This is a genomic window from Rhizobium sp. A37_96 (assembly GCF_053521765.1).
In genome coordinates, this window is the sequence record NZ_JBNWDS010000004.1 from 107,097 (window position 1) to 133,203 (window position 26,107).

Annotated in this window: 27 protein-coding genes; 17 read left to right on the forward strand and 10 right to left on the reverse strand. The window is 61.5% G+C overall.

From position 1 onward, the window contains the following. Positions 1-231: 231 nt before the first annotated feature. Positions 232-975, reverse strand: coding sequence for a DUF1223 domain-containing protein (locus ACQZ6J_RS14230; protein WP_163987089.1), 744 nt, complete (start codon positions 973-975; stop codon positions 232-234). 257 nt (positions 976-1,232) lie between these two features. Beyond that, on the reverse strand, positions 1,233-3,923 hold the full coding sequence (gene acnA, locus ACQZ6J_RS14235; RefSeq protein ID WP_449084520.1) for an aconitate hydratase AcnA: 2,691 nt from the start codon (positions 3,921-3,923) through the stop codon (positions 1,233-1,235). Positions 3,924-4,184: 261 nt separating this feature from the next. Between acnA and ccmA the strand changes: the two genes are divergently transcribed. The 5 genes from ccmA to ACQZ6J_RS14260 all read left to right on the forward strand — a co-directional run bounded on the left by ccmA (position 4,185) and on the right by ACQZ6J_RS14260 (position 7,366). Then, positions 4,185-4,832: a heme ABC exporter ATP-binding protein CcmA gene (ccmA, locus tag ACQZ6J_RS14240; protein ID WP_449084521.1), complete on the forward strand. Its 648-nt coding sequence runs from the start codon at positions 4,185-4,187 to the stop codon at positions 4,830-4,832. 247 nt (positions 4,833-5,079) lie between these two features. Further along, positions 5,080-5,739, forward strand: a complete 660-nt coding sequence (gene ccmB, locus ACQZ6J_RS14245) for a heme exporter protein CcmB (protein WP_113384841.1) — start codon at positions 5,080-5,082, stop codon at positions 5,737-5,739. A gap of 79 nt (positions 5,740-5,818) precedes the next feature. After that, on the forward strand, positions 5,819-6,580 hold the full coding sequence (locus ACQZ6J_RS14250; RefSeq protein ID WP_449084522.1) for a heme ABC transporter permease: 762 nt from the start codon (positions 5,819-5,821) through the stop codon (positions 6,578-6,580). A 1-nt stretch (position 6,581) separates the two neighbouring features. After that, complete coding sequence (ccmD, locus tag ACQZ6J_RS14255; protein ID WP_449084523.1) at positions 6,582-6,755, forward strand: heme exporter protein CcmD; 174 nt, start codon at positions 6,582-6,584, stop codon at positions 6,753-6,755. Next, entirely contained in the window at positions 6,752-7,366 is a 615-nt protein-coding gene (locus ACQZ6J_RS14260) for a DsbE family thiol:disulfide interchange protein (RefSeq protein WP_449084524.1), read from the forward strand. Before ccmD ends, ACQZ6J_RS14260 begins: the two co-directional genes overlap by 4 nt. A gap of 159 nt (positions 7,367-7,525) precedes the next feature. Here ACQZ6J_RS14260 and ACQZ6J_RS14265 read toward each other — a convergent pair whose 3' ends face one another. The 6 genes from ACQZ6J_RS14265 to ACQZ6J_RS14290 form a co-directional block, all read right to left on the reverse strand. Beyond that, positions 7,526-8,116, reverse strand: coding sequence for a DUF2585 domain-containing protein (locus ACQZ6J_RS14265; protein WP_449084525.1), 591 nt, complete (start codon positions 8,114-8,116; stop codon positions 7,526-7,528). Next, positions 8,113-8,832, reverse strand: a complete 720-nt coding sequence (locus ACQZ6J_RS14270; RefSeq protein ID WP_163987097.1) for a septation protein A — start codon at positions 8,830-8,832, stop codon at positions 8,113-8,115. The genes ACQZ6J_RS14265 and ACQZ6J_RS14270 overlap by 4 nt, the downstream gene beginning before the upstream one ends. Further along, positions 8,829-10,325 carry a signal recognition particle-docking protein FtsY gene (gene ftsY, locus ACQZ6J_RS14275; protein ID WP_449084526.1) on the reverse strand — a complete coding sequence of 499 codons (1,497 nt, stop codon included), beginning with the start codon at positions 10,323-10,325 and terminating at the stop codon, positions 8,829-8,831. Before ftsY ends, ACQZ6J_RS14270 begins: the two co-directional genes overlap by 4 nt. 18 nt (positions 10,326-10,343) lie before the next feature. Beyond that, positions 10,344-11,618 carry a tRNA (N(6)-L-threonylcarbamoyladenosine(37)-C(2))-methylthiotransferase MtaB gene (gene mtaB, locus ACQZ6J_RS14280; RefSeq protein WP_449084527.1) on the reverse strand — a complete coding sequence of 425 codons (1,275 nt, stop codon included), beginning with the start codon at positions 11,616-11,618 and terminating at the stop codon, positions 10,344-10,346. Continuing rightward, positions 11,615-12,520 (reverse strand): diaminopimelate epimerase, encoded by a 906-nt coding sequence (gene dapF / locus ACQZ6J_RS14285; protein ID WP_449084528.1) that lies wholly within the window; start codon positions 12,518-12,520, stop codon positions 11,615-11,617. Before dapF ends, mtaB begins: the two co-directional genes overlap by 4 nt. Before the next feature lie 103 nt (positions 12,521-12,623). Then, entirely contained in the window at positions 12,624-13,253 is a 630-nt protein-coding gene (locus ACQZ6J_RS14290; RefSeq protein ID WP_449084529.1) for a hypothetical protein, read from the reverse strand. 252 nt (positions 13,254-13,505) lie between these two features. On the opposite strand from ACQZ6J_RS14290, the gene ACQZ6J_RS14295 reads away from it, so the two are divergent. Then, positions 13,506-13,949 (forward strand): SRPBCC family protein, encoded by a 444-nt coding sequence (locus tag ACQZ6J_RS14295; RefSeq protein WP_449084530.1) that lies wholly within the window; start codon positions 13,506-13,508, stop codon positions 13,947-13,949. A gap of 71 nt (positions 13,950-14,020) precedes the next feature. Here the strand turns inward: ACQZ6J_RS14295 and ACQZ6J_RS14300 are convergent, their stop codons facing one another. Together ACQZ6J_RS14300 and ACQZ6J_RS14305 are read right to left on the reverse strand one after the other, a co-directional pair. Further along, entirely contained in the window at positions 14,021-15,037 is a 1,017-nt protein-coding gene (locus tag ACQZ6J_RS14300) for an MBL fold metallo-hydrolase (RefSeq protein ID WP_449084531.1), read from the reverse strand. After that, positions 15,034-16,023, reverse strand: a complete 990-nt coding sequence (locus tag ACQZ6J_RS14305; RefSeq protein ID WP_449084532.1) for a hypothetical protein — start codon at positions 16,021-16,023, stop codon at positions 15,034-15,036. Before ACQZ6J_RS14305 ends, ACQZ6J_RS14300 begins: the two co-directional genes overlap by 4 nt. 375 nt (positions 16,024-16,398) lie before the next feature. Between ACQZ6J_RS14305 and ffh the strand changes: the two genes are divergently transcribed. The 11 genes from ffh to leuC all read left to right on the forward strand — a co-directional run bounded on the left by ffh (position 16,399) and on the right by leuC (position 26,041). Further along, positions 16,399-17,967 carry a signal recognition particle protein gene (gene ffh / locus ACQZ6J_RS14310; protein WP_163987104.1) on the forward strand — a complete coding sequence of 523 codons (1,569 nt, stop codon included), beginning with the start codon at positions 16,399-16,401 and terminating at the stop codon, positions 17,965-17,967. A gap of 18 nt (positions 17,968-17,985) precedes the next feature. Beyond that, positions 17,986-18,288, forward strand: coding sequence for a chorismate mutase (locus tag ACQZ6J_RS14315; RefSeq protein WP_163987105.1), 303 nt, complete (start codon positions 17,986-17,988; stop codon positions 18,286-18,288). A gap of 129 nt (positions 18,289-18,417) precedes the next feature. After that, complete coding sequence (rpsP, locus tag ACQZ6J_RS14320) at positions 18,418-18,777, forward strand: 30S ribosomal protein S16 (protein ID WP_163987106.1); 360 nt, start codon at positions 18,418-18,420, stop codon at positions 18,775-18,777. Positions 18,778-18,998: 221 nt separating this feature from the next. Further along, positions 18,999-19,580, forward strand: a complete 582-nt coding sequence (gene rimM / locus ACQZ6J_RS14325) for a ribosome maturation factor RimM (RefSeq protein ID WP_449084533.1) — start codon at positions 18,999-19,001, stop codon at positions 19,578-19,580. 24 nt (positions 19,581-19,604) lie between these two features. Next, entirely contained in the window at positions 19,605-20,297 is a 693-nt protein-coding gene (gene trmD / locus ACQZ6J_RS14330) for a tRNA (guanosine(37)-N1)-methyltransferase TrmD (protein ID WP_163987108.1), read from the forward strand. 169 nt (positions 20,298-20,466) lie between these two features. After that, on the forward strand, positions 20,467-21,027 hold the full coding sequence (locus ACQZ6J_RS14335) for a YcxB family protein (RefSeq protein WP_449084534.1): 561 nt from the start codon (positions 20,467-20,469) through the stop codon (positions 21,025-21,027). Between the two features lie 54 nt (positions 21,028-21,081). Next, positions 21,082-21,501 (forward strand): DUF1801 domain-containing protein, encoded by a 420-nt coding sequence (locus ACQZ6J_RS14340; protein WP_449084535.1) that lies wholly within the window; start codon positions 21,082-21,084, stop codon positions 21,499-21,501. Positions 21,502-21,779: 278 nt separating this feature from the next. After that, complete coding sequence (gene rplS / locus ACQZ6J_RS14345) at positions 21,780-22,319, forward strand: 50S ribosomal protein L19 (protein ID WP_449084536.1); 540 nt, start codon at positions 21,780-21,782, stop codon at positions 22,317-22,319. A gap of 326 nt (positions 22,320-22,645) precedes the next feature. Beyond that, a complete protein-coding gene (locus tag ACQZ6J_RS14350) occupies positions 22,646-23,443 on the forward strand; it encodes a transporter substrate-binding domain-containing protein (RefSeq protein ID WP_449084537.1) in 798 nt (265 codons plus the stop codon). Positions 23,444-23,477: 34 nt separating this feature from the next. Further along, on the forward strand, positions 23,478-24,356 hold the full coding sequence (locus tag ACQZ6J_RS14355; protein WP_449084538.1) for an amino acid ABC transporter permease: 879 nt from the start codon (positions 23,478-23,480) through the stop codon (positions 24,354-24,356). A gap of 275 nt (positions 24,357-24,631) precedes the next feature. Next, positions 24,632-26,041: a 3-isopropylmalate dehydratase large subunit gene (leuC, locus tag ACQZ6J_RS14360; protein WP_163987114.1), complete on the forward strand. Its 1,410-nt coding sequence runs from the start codon at positions 24,632-24,634 to the stop codon at positions 26,039-26,041. Positions 26,042-26,107: the final 66 nt, after the last annotated feature.

Consider the following 26,107-nt stretch of genomic DNA (forward strand, 5'->3'; position numbering starts at 1 on the left):
AAACGACGCCCAATTTACAGGAAGTATAGAGGGCCGTTTGGCGCCGCCGCGTCAAACGGCCCGGCCGGGGCGCATCGATTAAACCCCAGCCCCGAATGCGTCCCGCCGGGCACTCCCTCTTTTTGGCGCGAGCCAAAATAGAGACCTTTTTAGCGCCAGCCAAAATAGAGAGCTTTTGGCGCAAGCCGAAACAGGAAGCTTTCGGCACAGGCCGACATTCGGGGAAACCATTCAGCCGTCGGAACCGACCGTCAGAACCGTCGCCCCGAGGATCGCCGCCGGATCGCCCGAAGGCGTCGAGGATTGCAGGAGGACGGCCATGCCTCTTCGTCCGGCCTTGTCCAGCACGTTGGAAGGCAGCACGAGGCTCATGGCCTTGCCGTCCCACATGCCGACCGTTTCAACATCCGACACGGCATGCATATAGGCGATCTGCTGGCCATTGTTTTCGCCGCCCTTCGGCGCCACCATCTGCTCCTTGTCGAAATAGACGATGACCACATTGGCCTTGCCCTGGCCGGCGCCGATCCTGATTTCCAGTTCGTCGCCCTTCATGGCCGCATTGACCGGGATCGTCAGCCCCTCGCCGACACGCTGGAAATCGTCGAGCTTCACATTGATGGCGTCGAGGTCGGCGCCGTTCATATGGTCCCGGCCATTGACGATCGCCTGCGGCGTATAGACCCCGCTGCGCCCAAGCGTGCGGGCATAGGCATATTGGCGCGCCGTATTGTCCTTGGACGCCATGGTGTCGTTCCAGCCGAGATAGTTCCAATAGTCGACGTGATACGCAAGGGCCACCACATCGCCCTGGCGGATCAGCTTGCGGAAGGCCGCATCGGCGGGGGGACAGGAGGCGCAGCCCTGCGAGGTGAAGAGCTCGACGACACCCTTGATCTTCGCGGCCTCCTGCGCGTGCAACGAACTTGCCAGCGCGATGCCTGCCAGAAGCGAAACCGAAAATCGAAGGCGCATTTCCCTTTTACCTCTGTCTCAAAGTTCCAGAGCCATCTGCCGCACAGGTTCCGAAACGCTCACGCTCCCTGGGCAACCAAGCCCACATCAAGCCCGAAAAATCTGAAACAAGAGATAATGGTTTAGCGCGATGACGCAAAGTCACGATGGGGTGAGACCAAGGCCCGGCACCGGGCTTGCCGTACACATCGGCGTGAAAAACAAGACGCCGCCGGGAGACTTTCCCCGGCGGCGTGCAAGCATGCTTGGAAGACCTATCAGGCGGCGAGATCGCGCAGAACGGTCTGCAGGATGCCGCCGTTGTTGACGTAGACGACCTCATCCAGCGTATCGATGCGGCAGATGATCGGAACGTCCTTCACCGAGCCGTCGCCATAGGTGATCTTGGCGATCTTGCGCTCGCGCGGCTTGATGTGCTCCAGGCCTTCGATCGTGACGAGCTCGTCGCCCTTCAGGCCGAGGCCGGCCCAGGTGGTGCCTTCCTCGAAGACGAAGGGGATGACGCCCATGCCGACCAGGTTCGAGCGGTGAATACGCTCGAAGGACTGGGCGATCACGGCGCGCACGCCGAGCAGGTTGGTGCCCTTGGCAGCCCAGTCGCGCGACGAGCCGTTGCCGTATTCGACACCTGCGAAGATGACGAGCGGAACGCCCTCGGCCTTGTACTGCATAGCCGCATCGTAGATCGACGTCTCTTCCTTGGACGGATAATGGATGGTGTAGCCACCTTCCTTGCCGTTCGGGCCGAGCATGTGGTTGCGGATGCGGATGTTGGCGAAGGTGCCGCGCATCATGACTTCATGGTTGCCGCGGCGCGTGCCGTACTGGTTGAAGTCGGCAACGCCGACGCCATGGCCGATGAGGTAGGCACCGGCCGGCGAGGCAGCCTTGATCGAACCGGCCGGAGAAATGTGGTCGGTGGTGATCTTGTCGCCGAAGAGACCGAGAACGCGGGCGCCCTTGATGTCGGAAACGCCGGCGCCGGTCTTGCCCATGCCCACGAAGTAGGGCGGGTTCTGCACGTAGGTCGAGTTGTCGTCCCAGGCGTAGGTCTGACCCGGAGGAACCTGCACGGCCTGCCAGTTGGCATCGCCCTTGAAGACGTCGGCGTACTTGGATTCGTAAAGTTCGCGGGTGACGTATTTCAGGATGAATTCCTGGATCTCGTGCGAGGTCGGCCAAATGTCCTTGAGGAACACGGGCTTGCCGTCCTGGTCTTCGCCGATCGGCTCCTTCGTCAGGTCGAGCTGCACCGTGCCGGCAAGCGCATAGGCGACGACCAGCGGCGGCGATGCCAGGTAGTTGGCCTGGACGTCGGGCGAGATACGGCCTTCGAAGTTGCGGTTGCCGGAGAGAACGCCAGATACGATCAGGCCCTTGTCGTTGATCGTCTTCGAGATCGGCGCCGGCAGCGGGCCGGAATTGCCGATGCAGGTGGTGCAGCCGAAGCCGACTAGGTTGAAGCCGAGCTTGTCGAGATCGGCCTGCAGGCCGGACTTGGCGAGATATTCGCCGACGACCTGCGATCCGGGAGCCAGCGAGGTCTTGACCCACGGCTTGCTCTTCAGGCCCTTGGCAACGGCGTTGCGGGCGAGAAGTCCGGCCGCGATCAGCACCGACGGGTTCGAGGTGTTGGTGCAGGATGTGATGGCGGCGATCGCCACGTCACCATGGCCGAGATCGAAATCCGTGCCTTCGACGGCATAGCGGTTCGAAAGCTGGCCGGGCTTCTTGTATTCGGTTTCGAGCGACGTCGCGAAACCGGAGGCGATGTTTTCCAGGGGAATACGGCCTTCCGGGCGCTTCGGGCCGGCCATGGCCGGAACGACGTCGCTAAGCTCGAGTTCCAGCGTATCGGTGAAGACGAGGTCGGCGCCGTCATTGTCGCGCCACATGCCCTGCGCCTTCGAATAGGCTTCGACCAGTGCGATACGATCCTTCGCGCGGCCGGACATGTCGAGATAGTTCAAGGTTTCCTTGTCGACCGGGAAGAAGCCGCAGGTCGCGCCGTATTCCGGACCCATGTTGCCGATGGTGGCGCGGTCGGCGAGCGGCAGCGCGTCGAGGCCGGGGCCGAAGAATTCGACGAACTTGGAAACGACGCCCTTCTTGCGCAGCATCTGCACGACGGTCAGCACGAGGTCGGTCGCGGTAACGCCTTCCTTGAGCTTGCCGGTGAGCTTGAAGCCGATGACCTCGGGCAGCAGCATGGAAACGGGCTGGCCGAGCATGGCGGCCTCAGCTTCGATACCGCCGACGCCCCAGCCGAGAACGCCGAGACCGTTGATCATGGTCGTGTGCGAATCGGTGCCGACGCAGGTGTCCGGATAAGCGATCGTTTCGCCGTCCTCTTCCTTCGTCCAGACGGTCTGGCCGAGATATTCGAGATTGACCTGATGACAGATGCCGGTGCCGGGAGGAACGACGCGGAAGTTCTTGAATGCCTGCTGGCCCCACTTCAGGAAGCGGTAACGTTCGCCGTTGCGCTGATATTCGAGCTCGACGTTGCGGGCGAAAGCCTGCGGCGTGCCGAATTCGTCGACGATGACGGAGTGGTCGATGACGAGGTCGACGGGAACGAGCGGGTTGATCTTTTCAGGATCGCCGCCGAGGGAAACCATCGCGTCACGCATGGCAGCAAGGTCGACCACGGCCGGAACGCCGGTGAAGTCCTGCATCAGCACGCGCGCCGGGCGATAGGCGATTTCGTTCTCGACGGTGCCCTTGTTGGTCAGCCATTCGGCGACGGCAAGGATATGATCCTTCGTGACCGACTGCCCGTCTTCAAAACGCAGCAGGTTTTCCAGAAGCACCTTCATGGAGTAAGGCAGCTTGGAAACGCCGGGCAGACCATTGGCTTCAGCCTTGGGAAGGCTGAAATACACATAGTCTTTCCCGCCCACGGTCAGCGTGGAACGACAATTGAAACTGTCAAGAGATTTAGACACGAGATACCCCGTTTCTGATAGCCAACACAGTCGTGCGAACGCCTATGCACTTTATGCACATCAGGATGCGGGTACGGCCATTTCCGCTGTCCGCACGTAAGGAAAATACCTTAAGTTCGGCGCAAGGATGGAATTCACGCCGACCGCTGGCGTGGTTGCAGGTCTTATAGATAATTTCGTAAAGACTTGCCAGAGTGACAAGATGCAAATTTGGACAATTTTTTGCGCGTTGCGGTAAAGAAAATAGGAAAGCCTGAGCGAATGCATCTAAGCGCTGAAAATCTGGCGGCGAGGCGGGGCGAGGACCTGATTTTCTTGAATGTTTCCTTTGGCTTGGGCGGCGGCGATGCCCTCGTTCTCACGGGGCGAAACGGCTCCGGAAAGTCCACGCTTTTGCGTGTGGTGGCCGGTCTTCTGAGGCAGGAAAAGGGCCGTGTCGCATGGACGGGCAAGGACGGCGATTCGGACCGGCCGGCCGGCGAGGCCAGCCACTATCTCGGCCACCGCAATGCGATGAAATCCGAGCTCACCGTGGCTGAAAATCTCTCTTTCTGGAAGACCTTCCTCGGCGACATGGCGGGCGGCTTCGGCCTCGGTGTCGACGAAGCCGTTGAAGCCGTCGGGCTTGCCGGCATCACCCACCTGCCCTTCGGCTACCTCTCCGCCGGCCAGCAGCGGCGAATCGCTTTCGCCAAACTCCTGGTGGCCCATCGGCCGATCTGGATTCTCGACGAACCGACCGCGGCGCTGGACACGTCGGCGGACCAGCTCTTCGCGCAGCTGATCACCGCTCACCAGAAGAATGGCGGCATTGTCCTTGCGGCCACGCACCAGCCGCTGGGGCTGGAGAAGGCACAGGAAATGCGGATGACGGGGTTTGCCGGGGTGAGCGAAGGGGTGTGGGGATGAAGCAGGTATTCTTTCCCGCGTGGAGACTGCTACACCCCCCTCTGTCACTTCGTGACATCTCCCCCACAAGGGGGGAGATTGCCGGGAGATTGCCGAACCTGCTTACAAAGCCAACAGGCCTGGTCTCTGCGGATTGGATCTCGGATAGGGGCACGCGCGCGCAGCAAGTTCCCAATCTCCCCCCTTGTGGGGGAGATGTCCCGAAAGGGACAGAGGGGGGTATCTCTCGCCAAGGCAGGTGTTATCCATGACCGCCCTCTTCCTCCGCGACCTCAAGCTTTCGGTGCGCGCCGGCGGCGGGGCGTTGATCGGCATCCTCTTCTTTCTCACCGTCGTCGCCGTCATCCCCTTCGGCGTCGGTCCGGACCTCAAGCTTCTGTCGCGCATCGGCCCGGCCATCGTCTGGATCGGTGCGCTGCTGGCCAGCCTCCTCGGCCTCGACCGGCTGTTCCAGGCCGAGCGCGACGACGGCTCGCTCGATCTGCTCGTCATGCAGGAGACGCCGCTGGTGCTGACGGTTCTCGTCAAATGCGCGGCCCATTGGGTGGCGACCGGCCTGCCTCTCGTCATCGCCTCGCCGCTTCTCGGTCTCTTTATGAATATGAACGAGACGGCAATCGGCGTGACGGCTCTGACCCTGCTCGTCGGCTCGCCGGCTATCACCTTCATCGGCGCGGTCGGCGCTGCCGTCGCCGTGGCATTGCCGCGCGGCGGCCTGTTGGTCTCCATTCTGGTGCTGCCATTGGCGATCCCGGTGTTGATCTTCGGCGTCGGCGCCACCTACGCCGCCGTCGAGGGACCGCAACCCTTCCTGCCGCCGTTCCTGATCCTGATCGCGCTGACCCTGTTCTTCGCCGTTATCGGCCCGGCCGCCGCAGCGCTCGCGCTGCGCAACACGACAGATTGATCTTGATGAGAGACTGTTTCGTCGATCTGAGACAATGCTGTCGATTGCCGGAAAAGCCATATCGGGTTAAACAAGCCGCATGAGCGATATCAGCCCTGCGATCAGCCGATTTTCCGACCTCGCCAACCCCACGCGGTTCCTGGCTTTTTCGGCGCGTCTCATCCCTTGGCTGGCGGTGATCTCGGCCATTCTCTTCGCGATCGGCCTCTACCTCTCCTTCTCCACCGAAGGCGATTACCAGCAGGGCGATACCGTCCGCATCATGTATATCCACGTCCCGGCCGCCTGGCTTTCGATGATGTGCTACACGATCATGAGCATGTCGGCGATCGGCACGCTCGTCTGGCGCCATCCGCTGGCCGATGTCGCGGGCAAGACGGCAGCACCGCTCGGCGCCGCCTTCACTCTGATCGCGCTGGTCACCGGCTCGCTCTGGGGCAAGCCGATGTGGGGCACCTATTGGGTCTGGGATGCGCGGCTGACCTCCGTCTTCATCCTGTTCCTCATGTATCTCGGCCTGATCGCGCTCAACCGCGCCATGGACGATCCGTCGAAGGCGGCCCGCGTCGCCGCCGTCCTGACGCTGGTCGGCTTCATCAACATTCCGATCATCAAGTTCTCGGTCGACTGGTGGAACACGCTGCATCAGTCGGAAAGCATCATGCGCCTCGACGGTCCGGCCATCGACGCGGAATTCCTCTGGCCGCTCTTCATCATGGCGCTCGCCTTCACGCTGCTGTTCTTCACGCTGCACCTGATGGCGATCCGCAACGAGATCTGGCGCCGCCGCATTGCCGCGCAGCGCCGCATCGCCGCGCGCATGGCAGGCCGGGAGGACTAGCATGACGCATCCCTTCTACGTCCTCGGCTCCTACGGCTTTGCCGCCGTCATGATCCTCGCCATCATCGCCTGGACATGGATCGACGGACGCCTGCGCCGCCGCGAACTGGCAGCGCTCGAAGCTTCCGGCATCCGCCGCCGCTCGCAGCGCAAGCCGGAAGGCGACGCGAAATGACTGCCGATGCCGACGACAAGAATCAGCCGAAATCGGGTGGCGGCACCGCGCGCTATCTTCTGGCGCTGATCCCGCTCATCGTCTTTGCCTGCATCGCGCTCGCTGTCGGCAAGGTCATGTACGACCAGGAAGTGCACGGCACAGATATATCGGCCATTCCCTCGGCGCTGATCGGCACGAAAGCGCCCAAGCTCGCCCTGCCGCCGCTCGCAGGCTCCAACCTGCCGGCACTGACGGACGATGCCATCAAGGGCAAGCTGACCCTCGTCAATGTCTTCGCCTCCTGGTGCATCCCATGCCGTGACGAGCATCCGGTGCTGAAGGAACTCGCCAAGGACGGCCGGCTGAACATCGTGGCGATCAACTACAAGGATACGAGCGAGAACGCGCTACGCTTCCTCGGCGAGCTCGGCAATCCCTACAATGCGATCGGCATCGACCCCAACGGCTCCGCCGCCATCGACTGGGGCGTCTACGGCATCCCGGAATCCTACCTTGTCTCGCCCGACGGCACGATCCTCTACAAACAGGTCGGTCCATTTACTCCGACGAGCTTGAAGGAAGGGCTTTATCCGGCGATTGAGAAGGCTCTGGGGAAACCGGCGGCCTGAACTCCTTCTCCCCTCGGGGAGAAGGTGCCCAAAGGGCGGATGAGGGGGTCGGGAAGCGACTAGGGCCTTGAGCGGCAAGCGAAAGGCATCACTCTCCCGGTAACGCCCCCTCACCCGGCGCTATCGCGCCACCCTCTCCCCGATGGGGCGAGGATAAGACTAAATCCCGCCCTGCCACGTCTTGATCGCCTCGACCGGCCACACCAGCATCAGCACGTTGAGCGTGAGATTGTCGCGGATCAGCCAGCCGGTCAGCAGCTCGAAGAAGATGGCGATGGCGACCGTCACCAGCACGGGCGCGCGCCAAGCAAACAGGAAGCCGACGACCATGAACACCGCGTCCATCGACGAATTGAGGATGCTGTCACCGACGTAATCGAGCGAAATCGTCGCCGCCCTGTAGCGATTGATGATGATCGGCGAGTTTTCCAGGATCTCCCAACCGGATTCGATCAGCATGGCCACGAAAAGCCGCATCGACAGCGGCTTGCGGCGCATGATCAGATGCGTCAGCCCGAAGAACAGGAAGCCGTGGATGATGTGCGACGGCGTGTACCAGTCGGCGATATGCTGCGAATTGCCGCTCGATTTCACGACCGGCTCGAAAAGCTTCACGTAGCCGCAGGTGCAGATCGGCACGCGGCCCATCATGTATTCCGTGACGATCTGCACGAGCAGGACGATGGCACAGGCGATCAACCAGAAGCTCTGCTGCCGGTAGCGGTGTTGCGCGTCGATGGCTTCGCTCATTTTCCACCTTCCGCCGGCGGCTCGACCGTATGCTTCATGATCAGCGGCATCTGCGACAGGGTGAAGAGGATGGTGATCGGCATCGTGCCCCAGACCTTGAAGTTCACCCAGAGATTGTCTGCGGCCTTCACGTCGGGCAGATAATACCAGTTCGACAGGCGCCAGACGACTTCGTTGAGCACGGCCAGAACCAGGAAGAAGAGGCCCCAGCGCAGTGTCAGCTTGCGCCAGCCCTCGCTGTCGAGCTGAAAGGCGGCATTGAAGACATAGCCGAGCAGCGATTTGCCGAAGGCGAGCCCGCCAAGCAGCACCACGCCGAACAGGGCGTTGACGATGGTCGGCTTCATCTTGATGAAGGTTTCGTTCTGCAGGTAGATGCCGAGAGCGCCAAAGACGAGAACCACGATGCCGGAGACGAAGGGCATCAGCGGCAGATGGCCGAGCATGACCTTCGAGACGACGAGCGAGAGCACCGTTGCCGCCATGAACAGGCCGGTGGCGACGAAAAGAGGCCCGCCGAGCGTCGCCAACTGCGGAAATTGCTGTGCCAGCCATTCTCCCCGCAGATTGCCGAAGAAAAATACCAGCAAGGGCCCGAGTTCCAGCACCAGCTTCAGCATCGGGTGATGCTTGTCGGCGGCGCTTGGGGTCAGTTCGTTGTCGCTGGTCGTCATTGCGGCACTTTCGCTATCGTCGAGTTTGTTCTTGTCGTTCATTGGCTGCTTCCGGCACCCGTTCCTGCGATGGCGTTGGCAAAATCTTCAGCCTCGAACGGCTCAAGATCGTCTACACCCTCGCCGACGCCGATGAAATAGACCGGCAGTTTGTGCTTGGCCGAGATGGCGACAAGGATGCCGCCGCGCGCCGTGCCGTCGAGCTTGGTCATGATGAGACCGTTGACACCGGCGACGTTGCGGAAGATTTCCACCTGGTTCAAGGCATTCTGGCCTGTGGTGGCATCGAGCGTCTGCAGCACGGTATGCGGCGCATCCGGATCGAGCTTGCCGAGCACGCGCACGATCTTTTCGAGCTCGGCCATCAGCTCCGCCTTGTTCTGCAGGCGGCCGGCGGTGTCGATGATCAGCACGTCGCTCTTGTTGGCCTTGGCCTGCTGGAAAGCATCGAAGGCAAGGCCGGCGGCATCGGCGCCGAGCTTGGTGCCGATGAATTCCGACTTGGTCCGGTCGGCCCAGATCTTCAGCTGCTCGATGGCGGCGGCGCGGAACGTATCGCCGGCCGCGACCATGACCTTCAGCCCGGCGCCGGAAAGCTTTGCCGCCAGCTTGCCGATGGTCGTCGTCTTGCCGGTGCCGTTGACGCCGACGACGAGAATGACATGCGGCTTGTGGCTGAGATCGAGCTGCAACGGCTTAGCGACGGGCTTCAGAACCTTGGCGATTTCCTGAGCCATGATGCGGCCGACGTCCTCGCTGGTCACATCCTTGCCATAGCGCTCGGAGGCCAGCGTATCGGTCACCCGCATCGCCGTCTCGACGCCGAGATCGGCCTGGATCAACAGATCCTCCAGATCCTGCAGCGTCTGGTCGTCGAGCTTGCGCTTGGTGAAGAGCGCCGCGATCTGGCCGGTCAGCTGCGACGAGGTGCGCGCAAGACCGGCGCGCAGGCGCTGGAACCAGGAGAGTTTTTGCTTTGGGGCTTCCGGAGTGGGCTCGGGAATGCTGGCGGCGGTTGCAAAGCCCTTGGGAAGGATGGGGGCGGTGTCAATGTCTTTCGACGCTAGGTCGGTCTCTGCCGCACCTTCGTCACCCCCCTCTGTCCTGTCGGACATCTCCCCCACAAGGGGGGAGATCGGTTCGATGGGGTGCTCTTCCGAAACTACGCTGGCTTCAGTATCGGCGGATTGCTCCGGTTCGATTGCCTGAAGCTCTTCATGCTGCTCTTTCGACTCGGATTCGGGGGAATGGGGAACCTTGGCAGCCTCAATCTCTTCTGCGACAGAAGCATCTGCCTGGCTTTCAGCCAATTGCTCTTGCTCAACCGGCGCGGCATCCTCCAACCGTTCTCCCCCCTCGTGGGGGAGATGTCCCGAAGGGACAGAGGGGGATGACGCAGGCTCGGCAAAATCGGTAGCCGGCGAAACATCCGCAGCAGGAGTTTCGACCTTCGCTGAATCCTCCGCAGGCGCTTGTTCTACCGCCGGCTTTTCACGGCCGAAGGTGAAGACTTTTTTGATGAAACCGAGCGCCATGAAGTATCCGTTGAAGCATTAGGCCGCGTCGGCGGCCAGAAGTTGCATGTCGAGGTGCTTGCCATTGTGGCCGGTGATTGCGACCTGCACAAGGTCGCGCGGCCGAAGGCCGGGGGCGGCGACAAGCGTGAAGTTTTCCGTATGCGCCAGCCCGTTGTTCTCGACGAGCAGCCATTGCCGTGTTCCGGCCATGCTGTCGAGATGGGTCTGGTGCAGTCTTTGTCCAGCCTCGCGCAGCCGCGCGGCGCGCTCCTTGACCAAGGCGCGGTCGAGCTGCGGCATGCGGGCGGCGGGCGTGCCGGGGCGCGGGCTGTAGGGAAAGACGTGCAGATGCGCGATCGCGGCCTCTTCGGCGAGGCCGACGGCATTGGCAAACATCTCTTCCGTTTCCGTGGGAAAGCCGGCGATCATATCGGCGCCGAAGCTCGTCTCGGGGCGCAGGCGGCGCACATCCTCGATGAAGCTGATGGCATCGGCGCGCGAGTGCCGCCGCTTCATGCGCTTGAGGATCATGTCGTCGCCATGCTGCAAGGACAGATGCAGATGGGGCATGAAGCGCGGCTCGTCGGCGATGAGGTCCATCAGGTGCCGGTCGGCCTCGATGCTGTCGATGGAAGAAAGCCGCAGGCGGCGGATATCCGGGATCTGCTTCAAAAGCGTCTTGGCAAGCAGGCCGAGCGTCGGCGTTCCCGGCAGATCGGCGCCATAGCTGGTGGCATCGACGCCGGTCAGCACGATCTCGCAATAGCCGCTTTCGGTGAGGTTGCGCGCCTGATCGACCACGGCGCCCATCGGCACCGAGCGCGAATTGCCGCGGCCATAGGGAATGATGCAGAAGGTGCAGCGATGATCGCAGCCGTTCTGCACCTGGATGAAGGCGCGCACATGGCCGTCGATATGGCGGATCATCTGCGGCGCTGTCGCCCGCACGCTCATGATGTCGTTGACGCGCAGCTTCTCTTCCGCCGACACACCGAAATCCGGCAGCGAACGATAGGAAGCGCTCTTCAGCTTCTCCTCGTTGCCGAGCACGGCATCCACTTCGTCCATTTTGGCAAAGGTCTGCTTCTCGGTCTGCGCCGCGCAGCCCGTCACGATGATGCGGGCATGCGGATTGTCGCGCCGCGCGCGGCGAATCGCCTGCCGCGCCTGGCGCACGGCCTCGCCAGTCACGGCGCAGGTATTGACCAGGATGGCATTATTGAGCCCGGCCTTCTCCGCCTCGGCCCTCATCACTTCGGATTCATAGGTGTTGAGACGACAGCCGAAGGTAATGACCTCGACCCCGCTCACCGCGCCTGAGCCCCCTGCTCTTCATCGCGCGCCCAAAGGCCGGTGATCGGATCGACGGTGCCGGACCATTCCCATTCCGCAGGACCGGTCATGACGACATGGTCGTCCGTCTCCCGCCACTCGATGGTGAGCAGACCCGGAGCAGGCGCGGAGGCGACATCGATCGTCACCTTGCGGCCGGTGCGGCCGGTGCGGGCGGCGCTGACGGCGGCTGAGCAGGCGGCCGAACCGCAGGCCAGCGTCAAGCCGGCGCCGCGCTCCCAGGTGCGGGTGCGCACCGTCGTCGGCGAAAGCACCTGTGCCAGCGTGATATTGGCGCGCTCGGGAAACATCGGATGGTTTTCGAGCAGCGGCCCGAAACGGGCGAGATCGAAGGACATCGGATCCTTGTCGACCCAGAAGATCGCATGCGGATTGCCCATCGACATCACGGATGGCGAATGCAGGACCGGATTGTCGATCGGCCCGATCTGCAGCTCGATGCGGCTCGTATCGGCAAATTCCTCGGCAAGCGGGATCTTGTCCCACGCAAAGACCGGCTTGCCCATGTCGACCGATATAGTGCCGTCCTCATGCTCGACGGCGTTCAGGATGCCGGCGACGGTCTGGAAGGTGAAAACCTTCTTGCCCGTCTCGGCCGCAAGCGCCTGCACGACGCAGCGCGTGCCGTTGCCGCAGGCCTGCGCCTTGGTGCCATCGCAATTCAGGATATCGATCCAGGCATCGGTCCCTTGCGCCTTCGGATCGTGGATGGCCATGATCTGGTCGAACTGCGTGGCCGGATCGGCATTGAGCGCAATCGCCGCCTTAGCCGTCACCACATCCTTACGGCCGCGCATGTCGACGACCAGGATCTTGTTGCCAAGCCCGTTCATCCGCGCGAATTCGACCGTATTGCTCATGGGATCATTCCTGTTTTCGAGCTGTATATGGCGGAAATGCGGGGGAATTACCAGTGGGATGGTGACTCAAGGCCTGAAGCATCTATCACTCGTGGGCTGGACCCTAACCGGATCTACGCAGTTCCGCCACAAACAGCCCGTAACGAGTACCGTGACCGGCAACGATAACGCGCGTGCCGGTCGTAAGGCCTTTTCTGAATTCGTCTGAAACGCCGCACACTTCGTCAAAGTCAGTCATCAGCCCCTGAAGTTTCAAAGGCGAATAGCAATATCTTTCATAATATTTGTCAGCGCGACCTACCGTATAGGCAAGCTCTTCGTGATGCCCGGCAACCAAGGCCAACATCATGGGCCAAGCCATGCCCCCTGCCATTGAACCTACCAAATAGCCGATAAATGGTGAAAACACGATACTAAGAGTCGGCCTCCACCCCGGTTTCAACATTCCTTTATCCAATTGAAGCGAAATGCTAAAACGCGCGAACAACAAGAAAAGTAGTGCCGTGCCTCCACCCATCGCAATATCCCATCGCCCAATCGACGCTACCCATTCGGACGACGGCAGGAAGCGATAGCCCGCGATCCCGGTGCAGATCATAAGAAAGATCGCGAATAGCATGCAAAAGAAAATCCAGCCAAGACCCAAAAGCACAGCTACTCTCACGAGAATGTTCTTGTTTTTCCAGTCCTCAAATCCACTCATTAAACGACCGCCGTTGAACTGATTTACCAATCATAGCACGTATTTACGGTTGTTATTTAGAGATACTTCCGCGAGGTGAGATCGATTATCATGGTACGAGTAATGACGTGATTGAGCGACCGCTTCCGACCAAAAGCGCGATACGAGCCCGCTGTGCAACTCACATCGTCAACATCGCCGCGTGTCGGCCTGTCTTCGAAAAATTTCACTCCCCGTGTCGGATCACCGAAACCTCACCCGTCCTAGGCTCGTCCACTCCGTCAAATCAGAAGGATTTAGACAATGCCGAATACCATACGCCTGCACCTCGTCCTGGCCACCAGCCCCGAAAAGGTCTATCGCGCATTCATCGAAGCGGATGCGCTTGCCAAGTGGCTGCCGCCGAACGGCTTCGCCTGCACCGTGCATCATCTGGAACCGAGCGTCGGCGGCACGTTCAAAATGTCGTTCCGCAACTTCACGACGGGTGAAAGCCATGCTTTCGGCGGCGATTTCCGTGAGCTGATCCCGGGCGAGCTGGTACGCTACACCGACAAGTTCGACGACCCGAACCTACCGGGGGAAATGGAAGTGACCGTGACGTTGAAGAAGGTTCTCGTCGGAACGGAGATCAACATCACCCAGGCCGGCGTGCCCGACGTCATCCCGCCGGAAGCCTGCTATCTCGGCTGGCAGGAATCGCTGGTCAACCTGGCGAAACTCGTCGAGCCCGAGATTACACAGTAGGGCTCGATGCCCCAAAAGGCGGCCACGCAACCCCTTCACCCTTCGGGGAGAAGGGGTTTTGGTTTCAATACTCACGCAACAGGCACGTCGAAGACTTCCCCTGCCCTGAGCGGGCGAAAGCGATCCGGCTCGACGCCCTCGGCCTTCAAGGCGACATCCAGCGCCTGAACCGGCGCGTCGATGCCCTCGTCCGTCAGCTGGAACGTCGCGAAATGATGGCCGGCGACATAGGAGGCGTTGCAGAGCTTCATGCCCTTGACCGCCTCTTCCGGATTCTGGTGCTGGCCCTTCATGAACCAGCGCGGCTCATAGGCGCCGAACGGCAGGATCGCGAGGCGAAAGCCACCATGCTTTTCCCGGACGGCTTGATAATTGATGCCGTCGTGAAACCCGGTATCGCCGATATGATAGATCTTGCCCGATGGCGTGGTCAGCACGAATGCCGCCCAGAGAGCCATGCGCCGGTCGCCCATGCCCCGCGCCGACCAGTGATGACAAGGTTCGACATCGATGGTCACCCCGTCATTGACGGCAATGCGGTCGCCCCAATCGACCACGGTGATATCGGCATCGGGAACGGCGCGGCGAATGATCGTATCGTTGCCGAGCGGTGTCACCATCTTCGGCCGATGCGCCGCCTGCAGGCGCGCAAGCGTCGCAACGTCGAGATGGTCATAGTGATTGTGCGTCACCAGGACGAGGTCGATATTCGGCAGGTCCTCGAAGCGGATGCCGGGCGGCACCACGCGCTTCGGCCCGACGGAACGGAAGGGGCTGACCCGATCCGACCAGACCGGATCGGTCAGGATGTTCAGACCGGCAATCTGCACCAGCATCGATGCATGCCCGACCATGGTCACACGCAACTGGCTGCCGAAAACGTGCCGGTCGGGCCTGGCCGGAGGAAAGGCGCTGATGACGGGATTGGGCCAGCGCACCCGGCCGCCGCCAAACTGCCATTTCAGCAGATCGAACGGACCGCCCGGCGCGACGCCGCCGGGATTGAAGAAGCGCTGACCATCGAAGTGGTCCGAGACCGGACCCTGATAATAGGGATTTTTCCTGGATGGACCGGATGAGCTCGTCATGACTTGTCCGCGCCTTGATGGTCCGCTGCCTGTCCTTGCGGCCGGCCGATCCTGGCAAGCCACTCCTCGGCCTCGCCCGCCGTCAGCGTTCCCTCGATCACGACATTCGCCGGCATGGCGAAGAGCTGCGGCGTGAAGAAGCTCGTATCCCAGAGGGCTGCTCCTTCGATCGGCGGTGAAAGCAGAATGACTTGCCGGTCATCGATGCGGGCTATCGTCTCGACAGGCGCCTCGCCGGAAATCTCGATGAGACCGGATTGGTCCGGCTGCACCGTCTCATAGCGCCACCAGGGCTCGTCATTGCCGTCTTCGGCCACCGTTACGCACCGCGCCATGTCGGTGATGAACCTGTTGGGCGCGCGGCCGCCGGGCAACGTTTCGCCGAATGCCGCCTGGATGAGCGTGAAAAGATGAAAGCAGTTGACGATATTGTCGTAGCGCAGGCGAAAGCCCTGACGGCTGGGCAGATGCAGCACGAGCAAGGCGTCGCTTCGGCTCAAGAGCACCTGGCGGACCCAGGCTGCGCCCGGCGTATAATCCTGCAGCTCGGCAAGCTGCGCCATCAGCGCCTTGTTGCCGGCCGCGAGCTTACGTTCCTGCGGCATGGCGGAGAGATGCGAAACCGCCGACTGGCTCAGCAGCTGGAAGGCATCGAGTAGCTGTCTTTGCCGCGGGCTCAGCTCCTTGTGGCCTGCAAAGCCGCGATGGACCTGCGGCAGCCAGGCCATATAGAGCTCCCACACGGCCGCGCCGCTGCGCTCCACCGCGCCGCCCTTTTCGACGATGGTGCCGAGCATGTTGGCAAAGATCGCGGCGCCCGGCGGCGGCAGGTGGCCAAGCTCGCGCGCCGCCCGCGCCACGATCTTGGGCTGAACCTTGGCGCCCGCATAGAAGGCTTGCGCCGCCGCATTGAATTGCGCGTCGACGCGGCCGCCGGCATAGGCGCGGCAGGCGGCAAGAAGGTTGGTCAGGGCTGCATCATTCATTCGGGTCTGTCTCGGAGAATCATGTCTTGGCGGGGATCGATACAACAATTAGGAAAAGGCGCTGCCGGTAAAACGACATTCATATAGCGATATCGGCCGGGCATTTCAGGCATTTCCGCCGCCTTGGGTTGACTTTGCCGGCCTTTTCCTGTTTATCGCCCGCAATCTGCGACGAGCACAAGCCTCCGAGCCACCGACCGGGACCCATAAAGGTATAAAGAGATCCCGGAGGTCAACACCCGACAGCGCGACGCGCCCTCGGGTGCTTTTTGGCTTTGCGTCTTGTTTTCGTCATGGAAAAGCACGACGTTTTCGGGCGAGGATCCGCACTTATGCGCAAATCCAAAGCTCCAGGCGATCGATAAGGAAGAATTGATGTTTGAAAACCTCCAGGACCGTCTTGGTTCCATTCTGAATGGACTGACAGGCCGCGGCGCGCTTTCGGAAGCCGATGTTTCCGCAGCGCTGCGCGAGGTTCGCCGCGCGCTGCTCGAAGCCGACGTGGCGCTTGATGTCGTTCGCTCCTTTACCGATCGCGTCCGTGAAAAGGCCGTCGGCGCCGAAATCCTGAAGTCGATCAAGCCCGGCCAGATGGTCGTCAAGATCGTGCATGACGAGCTGATCGAAATGCTCGGCGGCGAAGGCGTCGGCATCGACCTCAACGCGCCGGCCCCGGTCGTCGTCATGATGGTCGGCCTGCAGGGCTCCGGCAAGACCACCACGACGGCCAAGATCGCCAATCGCCTGACGAGCCGCGACCGCAAGAAGGTCCTGATGGCGTCGCTCGACACGCGCCGTCCGGCAGCGCAGGAGCAGTTGCGCCAGCTCGGCGTGCAGACGGGCGTCGATACGCTGCCTGTCATCGCCGGCCAGTCGCCGACCGATATTGCCGCCCGCGCCGTGCAGGCCGCCAAGCTCGGCGGCCACGACATCGTCATCCTCGACACCGCCGGCCGCACCCATATCGACGAGCCGCTCATGGTCGAGATGGCGGATATCAAGAAGCGGTCCAACCCGCACGAAATCCTGCTGGTCGCCGACAGCTTGACCGGTCAGGACGCCGTCAACCTCGCCCGCAATTTCGATGAGCGCGTCGGTATTACCGGCCTCGTGCTGACCCGCATGGACGGCGATGGCCGCGGCGGTGCGGCGCTTTCGATGCGCGCGGTGACGGGCAAGCCGATCAAGCTGATCGGCGTCGGCGAGAAGATGGGCGAGCTGGAGGAATTCCATCCCCGCCGCATCGCCGACCGCATCCTCGGTATGGGCGACATCGTCTCGCTGGTCGAGAAGGCCGCCGAGAATATCGACGCCGAAAAGGCGGCCGCCATGGCCGCCAAGATGGCCAAGGGCAAGTTCGACCTGAACGATCTCGCCGATCAGCTCGGCCAGATGCAGAAGATGGGCGGCATGGGCGGCATCATGGGGATGATGCCCGGCATGGCCGGCATGAAGGACAAGATGGCCGCCGCCGGCCTCAACGACAAGCTTTTCGGCCGCCAGCTCGCCATCATCTCCTCGATGACCAAGGCAGAGCGCGCCAATCCGGACCTGCTGAAACATTCCCGCAAGAAGCGCATCGCCGCCGGCTCCGGCACCGACGCCTCCGACATCAACAAGCTTCTGAAGATGCACCGCCAGATGGCGGACATGATGAAGATGATGGGCGGCAAGGGCAAAGGCGGCATGATGAAGCAGCTGATGGGCGGCCTCGCCGGCAAGATGGGCCTCGGCGGCGGCATGGGTGGAATGCCCGACCTGTCGAACATGGATCCCAAGCAGCTCGAAGCCCTGCAGAAGCAGGCCGAAGCCGCGGGCCTCGGCCGCCCCGGCGGCATGCCGGGCCTCGGCGGCGGTGGCGGATTGCCCGGTCTCGGCGGCGCCAAGCTGCCGGGTCTCGGCGGTGGTTTCCCAGGCCTGCCCGGTTTGCCGAAGAAGAAGTGAGAAGGATCGCCGAACCCCATGATTGATCCAGACGTCAAAGCCCAATTGGGCAACTACCGCCAGTCGATCGACAATATCGATGCCGCACTGGTGCACATGCTGGCCGAACGCTTCCGCTGCACGAAGGAAGTGGGCGTGCTGAAGGCCAAGTACGACCTGCCGCCGGCCGATCCGGCGCGCGAAGAATACCAGATCGAACGCCTGCGCCGTCTGGCAAAGGACGCAAATCTGGACCCGGATTTCGCCGAGAAGTTCCTGAACTTCGTCATCAAGGAAGTCATCCGGCATCATGAACAGATCGCTGCCGATCTCAAAGGGTAATTCCCGGCAGCATGATCCCCGAAAGACGCAGGACGTTTTCGACAGGGATCGTGCGGCACGGGAAAGGCAGCGCGACGTAACCAATACCGCTAAACGAAGCGGCCAAGAAAAGCCTAAGGAGTAGAAATTATGGCACTGAAAATTCGTCTCGCCCGCGGTGGTTCCAAGAAGCGCCCGTACTATCACGTTGTTGTTGCCGACGCTCGCTCGCCGCGCGACGGCCGCTTCCTGGAGACCCTCGGCTCCTGGAACCCGATGCTCGCCAAGGACGACGCCAAGCGCGTTGAACTCAAGGCCGAGCGCATCAAGCATTGGCTCGACCACGGCGCACAGCCGACCGACCGCGTTCTGCGCTTCCTGGCCGAAGCCGGCATTGCCCAGCGCGACGCCAAGAACAACCCGGAAAAGGCAAAGCCGGGCAAGCGCGCTCAGGAACGCGCTGCTGAAAAGGCACAGAAGGCCGCTGACGCAGCCGCTGCTTCCGAGTAATCGGCTCCGCAATCATTGAAAAACGGGCGGCATGGCGACATGGCGCCCGTTTTTTATTTCCCATCCGCGGGTCTTCATCCTATGAGAGAACGCAACGGCAGCCCGCGCGTCACATATGACGCGCAAAGGCCGCTGCAGCACTTTATATCCGCTGCATAATTCCTTGAATCGAATCCGATTTGAGGAATTATGCAGCGATCCCGGCAATCGGCGAAGAGAGCATGACGAAACTGCAAAACCCGGTATTGATGGCCACCATCGGCGCGGCACAGGGCCTCAGAGGCGAAGTGCGGGCCCGCGCCTATACCTCGGACCCCACGGCGCTTGGCGACTACGGCCACCTGCACAGCATGGATGGCCGCAGCTTCGAAGTGCTGGAAATTCGCGAAGCCAAGAACATCGTGGTGGTGCGCTTCCGCGGCGTCAACGACCGCAATGCCGCCGAGTCGCTAAACGGGCTGGAGCTCTACATCGAGCGCGACAACCTGCCGGACGAGGAGCTCGACGAAGACGAGTTCTACTACACCGATCTCGAAGGGCTGGAAGCGGTCGACGACAAGGGCACCAGCTACGGCACGATCAGCGGCATCTATGATTTCGGCGCCGGCGACCTCCTGGAGCTGAAGGGGCCGGGCAAGCGGCCCGTGCTGATCCCCTTTTCGGAAGCCGCCGTACTTGAAATCGACCTCGAGGGCGGCAAGGTCCTGATCGATCCGCTGGCCGCCGGCCTGATCGACGACCCCGACGACCTCATCGGCAAGCCGCCGAAGCCGGAAAAGCCGCAGGGCAAGACGAAGAAGTGATCCTCATTGGGAAGTGACCGCGCCATGAGCTTCCGGGCCACCATCCTGACCCTCTACCCCGAGATGTTTCCCGGCCATCTCGGAACGTCGCTCGCCGGCAAGGCGATGGAACGCGGGCAATGGTCGCTCGACACCGTGCAGATCCGCGATTTCGCCACCGACCGGCACCGCACCGTCGACGACACGCCCGCTGGCGGCGGCGCCGGCATGGTGCTGAAGCCGGATGTCCTTGCCCGCGCCATCGATCACGCCAGCGAAAACGACAATCGTCCGCGCCTGCTGATGAGTCCGCGCGGCAAGCCGCTGACGCAGAAGCGCGTGCGCGAACTTGCGAACGGCGATGGCGTCATCATCGTCTGCGGCCGCTTCGAAGGTGTCGACCAGCGCGTCATCGACGGCCGTGACCTCGAGGAAGTCTCGATCGGCGACTATATTCTCTCCGGCGGCGAGCCGGCCGCGCTGATCCTGCTCGATGCCATCGTCCGCATCCTGCCCGGCGTCATGGGCAACGATCTTTCCGGTCTGCACGAGAGCTTCGAAGGTGGTCTGCTGGAGCATCCGCATTACACCCGCCCGCAGCTTTGGGAGGATCGCGAGATCCCCGCCGTGCTCACGTCGGGCAACCATGCGGCCATCGCCAAATGGCAGCGGGAACAAGCCGAACAGCTGACAAGGGAACGCAGGCCGGATCTTTTGGACAAAATGCCAAAGGCATAGAGGCCGGCTGACTATTCGTCTGCCCGGATCTATTCATTACCTATGTGCTTTTTAAGCGGCCACGCTATCTCACCACGCTTTGAGCACGTGTCCTCAGCTTTCGGGGATAGCAGCGCCTCTATTCGTGCAGTTCAACTGATGGATCGATGACGCGGGAGCCAAGAAGCCTATGTCAGAACTCAAGCAGGACGAGCAGCGGACAGACATTCTTTTTCAGCTGACCCCGCAGGATCTGACCTACGCTCTTCGTCTGCATTTTCGCCAGCATCTGGGAAGCAGACCAGGGATCGTTCGCTTTGCCGTGCTCTGGATTCTGGCGATAGTGGCCTATGGGCTTATTACCGCAAGCATTATCGATACAAACGATGCACTTATCTCCATTTTGTCGTTTGCTGTTATCGCGCCCTTTGCGATCGTCGGCATTCCGTTCCTGCTTGTCTATACGCTGGGCGGAAGAACCGCGCGGAAGACCTTTAACGAACAGCGCACGCTGCAGAAGCCCATTCATCTTTCGTGGAATGAGGATGGAGTGCATCTCTGGAGCGATTTTGGCGAAGCACGCATGCATTGGACCGATTTCGTCAAAGCACGTCAGGATGGGCATTGCATCATGTTCTACGAGTCCCAGCGCCTCTACAGAATCATCCCCAAGCGCATTCTGACGGATGAACATGTTCGCGAGTTGCAGGCTCTGGCGCTCAAGATTCGCGACCATCGCGGTTTTGAATAGCCGTTCGATAACGCTATAGGATGTGAGATTGCGACCTTGAGGAGGGCGAGGAACATGGCGAGAGACAATGCGGCGGGCGCTGAACAGCCGGCATCCGCGTCCCGGCTGATCGACGAGAGAATTCAGGAACTGACCGATTGGCGCGGCAAGACGCTTGCGCATGTCCGCGCACTCATCAAACAGGCCGAACCCGAGGTCATTGAGGAATGGAAGTGGCGCGGTGTTCCGGTGTGGTCGCTTGACGGCATTATCTGCACCGGCGAAACCTATAAAAGCATCGTGAAGCTGACCTTCGCGAAAGGCGCTTCGCTGGAAGACCCTTCCCGTCTGTTCAACTCCAGTCTCGAAGGCAATACGAGACGAGCAATCGATATCAGTGAAAACGAAGAGATCGATGGTGAGGCGTTGAAGGCACTTGTTCGCGCTGCAGCGGCTCTCAATGCAACGACAAGGAAAAAGCCCAGGAAATCCTGACCCTCGCGCGACAGGGCGGCGGCGAACCGCGGATTCACCCCTGCAACACGCCTATACCGCAACAAACGCCACATAATTCGGCCGCAAGGGGTGACAAATGCGCGGCAATAGGGTATGTGCGCGCCCGGCATGGGAAATTTCCCATCAACCACCAAAGAAAAGCAGACGTATCCGCCCCTGCCGTAACAGGCATATATCGCGCGGCGAGACCTTCGGGTCCGACCAAGGATAGATCGTTCGGGCGCTCTGGCTGTTGAAGCAACAACGAGGTTGATACTATGAACATCATTCAGCAGTTGGAAGCCGAACAGGCTGCCAAGATCGAAGCCAAGCGCACTCTTCCCGAATTTTCCGCCGGCGACACCGTTCGCGTCAACGTGAAGGTCACGGAAGGCAACCGCACCCGCGTTCAGGCCTATGAAGGCGTTTGCATCGCCCGCTCCGGCGGTGGCCTGCAGGAAAACTTCACCGTTCGCAAGATCTCCTACGGCGAAGGCGTCGAGCGCGTATTCCCGGTCTACTCCCCGATGATCGAAAGCGTCGAAGTCGTTCGCCGCGGTAAGGTCCGTCGCGCCAAGCTCTACTACCTGCGCGACCTGCGCGGCAAGGCTGCCCGTATCGTCGAGAACACCGGCACCCGCGCCCGCAAGCTGAACGACGCCGAGCGTCAGGCTTTTGCCGATGAAAAGGCACGCATCGAAGCCGAGAAGGTTGCAGCTGCTCAGGCGCTCGCAGCCGAAAAGGCAGCAGCGGAAGCCGCAGAAGCAAAGGCAGCCGCCGAAGCAGCAGCAGCCGCTGCTGAACCGGCAGCAGAATAAGTTTCGATCCACTCGGATCGCGACAATGGAAGGCGGCCTTCGGGTCGCCTTTTTTGATGGCCGTCATACACGTTCCGGCGAAAAGAATATTTCTCCTTGAGCCGCATGTTTTAGAGTTGCATTCCCATTTTTATGATCGTCGCCGTGGCAATGCCCTTGCCATGAGCTTTCCAAATATGACAGTTTTCCGCCACGCTGGCGTCGGATGATTTCAGGTCGCATCGACCTGAAATCTCAATCCGCGCCGGCATCAAACAGGGGGAGCATGACGTCGTCCGAAAACCGCTCACGCTTTTCGGCATCATGCTCTAATCGGGGAGATTTCCATGGCATTCCGTCGTTCGTTCCTACTGGGCCTCAGCGCCCTCGTGCTTGCACCTTTCGCCACCTTCGCAGCCGACCTGCCTGATCTCAAAGGCAAGACCGTCGTCGTCGTCACCGAGAATGCCTATCCGCCGCTGCAGTTCATCGACGCAAAGACGAACAAGGCGATCGGCTGGGAATATGACGCGATGAACGAGATCGCCAAGCGCCTGAACTTCAAGGTCGAGTACCAGAACACCAGCTGGGATGCGATGATCCAGGCCGTTTCAGAAGGCCAGTACAACATCGGCATGACCGGCATCACCATCAAGGAAGACCGCAAGCAGAAGGTCGACTTCTCCGATCCCTACATGCGTTCCGAGCAGTTCATGCTCGTGCGCGGCGACGAGAAGCGCTTCACCGACGCCAAGAGCTTCGCCGCCTTCAAGGACGGCCTGATCGGCGCGCAGCCGGGCACCACCCCCTTCTACACCGCCGTCTACGAAGTCCTCGACGGCAACGAGCAGAACCCGCGCATCAAGACCTTCGAAACCTTCGGCGCGACCGTGCAAGCGCTGAAGACCGGCGACGTCGATCTGGTGCTGACCGACGGCACGGCCGGCAAGGGCTATGTCGATGCCTCCAACGGCGGCCTGAAGCTGATCGGCGGCCCGCTCGGCTCCGAGGATTTCGGCTTCATCTTCCAGAAGGGCTCCGATCTCGTCGCCCCGGTCAACGCCGCGATCGCCAGCCTCAAGGCCGACGGCACGCTCGAAGCTCTGAACAAAAAGTGGTTCCTCGACTACAAGATGGGCCAATGAGCCCCGCAGATCGACATACTGGAAGCCCGCTCTGATGGCACCATTTGCAGGCCCGGGCGGGCACCGCGGCAAGGAAGACTTTCCCTGGTGGTTGGTCGCCCTTGCCATACTCGGCGTCGTCGCGTCCATCGCAATCGCGGCAAACGGCCTCTACGCCCAGATTTTCTCTCTTCTGTTGAATGGTATCGGCGTCACGATCTTCGTGACGCTGGTGGCCTTTACGCTTGCCATGCTGCTCGGCCTTGGGCTTGCGCTGCTTGGCCTGTCGGATTTCCTCGTGCTGCGGCAGGTCGCGCGCTTTTATATCGAGATCGTGCGCGGCATTCCGATGCTCGTGCTGCTCTCCTATGTCGCCTTCGTGGGAACGCCGGCCTTCGTTGCCGTCTATAACGTCATCACCTCACCGCTGGTCTCCGCCGGCTGGACAAGCCCGCTTGTCACCCGCGACGTGCCCTTCGTCTGGCGCACCATCATCGCGCTGACAATCGGCTATTCGTCCTTCATCGCCGAAATCTTCCGCGCCGGCATCCAGGCGGTCGACCAGGGCCAGATCGAAGCGGCCAAGGCGCTGGGCCTCACCCGCTTCCAGCGCTTCCGGCTCGTCGTCTTTCCGCAGGCGATCCGCGTCATCCTGCCGCCGCTGTCGAACGATTTCATCGCCATGGTGAAGGATAGCTCGCTGGTGTCCGTGCTCGGGGTCGCCGATATCAGCCAGCTCGCAAAGCTCTATTATTCGGCCAATTTCCGCTACTTCGAAACGCTGTCGATCCTAGCCTTCATTTATCTGCTGCTGACGGTCGGCCTGTCGCTGCTGCTGCGGCAGCTGGAATCCTGGATGCGCCGGCGTTCGGGCAGCGATCGCTCCGCCTTCCGCCGCATCGCGTCAGGCCAGCCGCCGGACGCGCAAATGTGACTGGTGCGGCCAAATGCCGACCGTACCGAGACACCCCATCGTCGCCATTGCCGAAGGTTTTGAAAATTGATATGAGCATGGCCATGACTAGGATCATGAGCAAAGACGGGCGTTACGTCACGGCTTTCGTGCTGCAGGACCATAAGCGCCTGCCGGCACGCTTCTTTGCGATGATTTCGGGCGCGCTCAACAGCCGACTTCGCTGATCACACCCGAGGCCGACGGTCCTTATCCGTCTACCCCCCTTTCGACACCGCCAATATGGATAAGTAGCCATGAGCGCTCCACGCACACTGTACGATAAAATCTGGGATGACCACCTGGTCGACGCCCAGGACGACGGCACCTGTCTTCTCTATATCGACCGCCACCTCGTTCATGAGGTGACGTCGCCGCAAGCATTCGAAGGCCTGCGCATGTCCGGCCGCAAGGTCCACGCCCCGCAGAAGACGCTGGCCGTGGTCGACCACAACGTTCCGACCTCGGCCGACCGCCACCTCGGCATCAAGAACGAGGAAAGCCGCATCCAGGTCGAGCAGCTTGCCAAGAACGCCGCTGAATTCGGCGTGGAATACTACTCCGAAAGCGACAAGCGCCAGGGCATCGTCCACATCATTGGCCCCGAGCAGGGCTTCACCCTGCCCGGCATGACCATCGTCTGCGGCGACAGCCACACCTCCACGCACGGCGCCTTCGGCTCGCTGGCGCATGGTATCGGCACCTCCGAGGTCGAGCATGTGCTCGCCACGCAGACGCTGATCCAGAAGAAGGCGAAGAACATGCTGGTGCAGGTCGACGGCCAGTTGCCGCCGGGCGTCACCGCCAAGGACATCATCCTTGCCATCATCGGCGAAATCGGCACCGCCGGCGGCACCGGCTACGTCATCGAATATGCCGGCGAAGCCATTCGCTCGCTGTCGATGGAAGGCCGCATGACCATCTGCAACATGTCGATCGAGGGCGGCGCCCGCGCCGGCCTGATCGCTCCGGACGAGATCACCTTCGAATACATCAAGGGCAAGCCGCGTGCGCCGAAGGGCGAAGCGCTGGAACAGGCGATCGCCTACTGGAAGACGCTGACGTCTGACGAAGGCGCCCACTATGACCGCATCGTCACGCTCGATGCCGCCAACCTGCCGCCGATCGTCTCCTGGGGCTCCTCGCCGGAAGACGTTGTCTCCATCCAGGGCATCGTTCCGAACCCGGACGACATCCACGACGAGACCAAGCGTACGTCCAAGTGGCGTGCCCTCGACTATATGGGCCTGAAGCCGGGCACCCCGATGACCGAGATCAACATCGATCGCGTCTTCATCGGCTCGTGCACCAACGGCCGCATCGAAGACCTGCGCGCCGTCGCCAAGGTCGTCGAAGGCAAGACGGTTGCCTCCACGGTCGATGCCATGATCGTTCCGGGCTCCGGCCTCGTAAAGGAGCAGGCGGAAGCCGAAGGCCTCGACAAGATCTTCAAGGCTGCCGGCTTCGACTGGCGCGAGCCTGGCTGTTCCATGTGCCTCGCCATGAACGACGACCGCCTGAAGCCCGGCGAACGTTGCGCCTCGACCTCGAACCGCAACTTCGAAGGCCGTCAGGGCTTCAAGGGCCGCACGCACCTGGTCTCGCCGGCCATGGCAGCTGCAGCCGCGATCGCCGGCCACTTCGTCGATATCCGCGAGTGGAACTGATCCACTCGGAAGCATGAATGACAAAGGGCGGCCTCAAGGCCGCCCTTTTTGTTTGTGGATAGGATA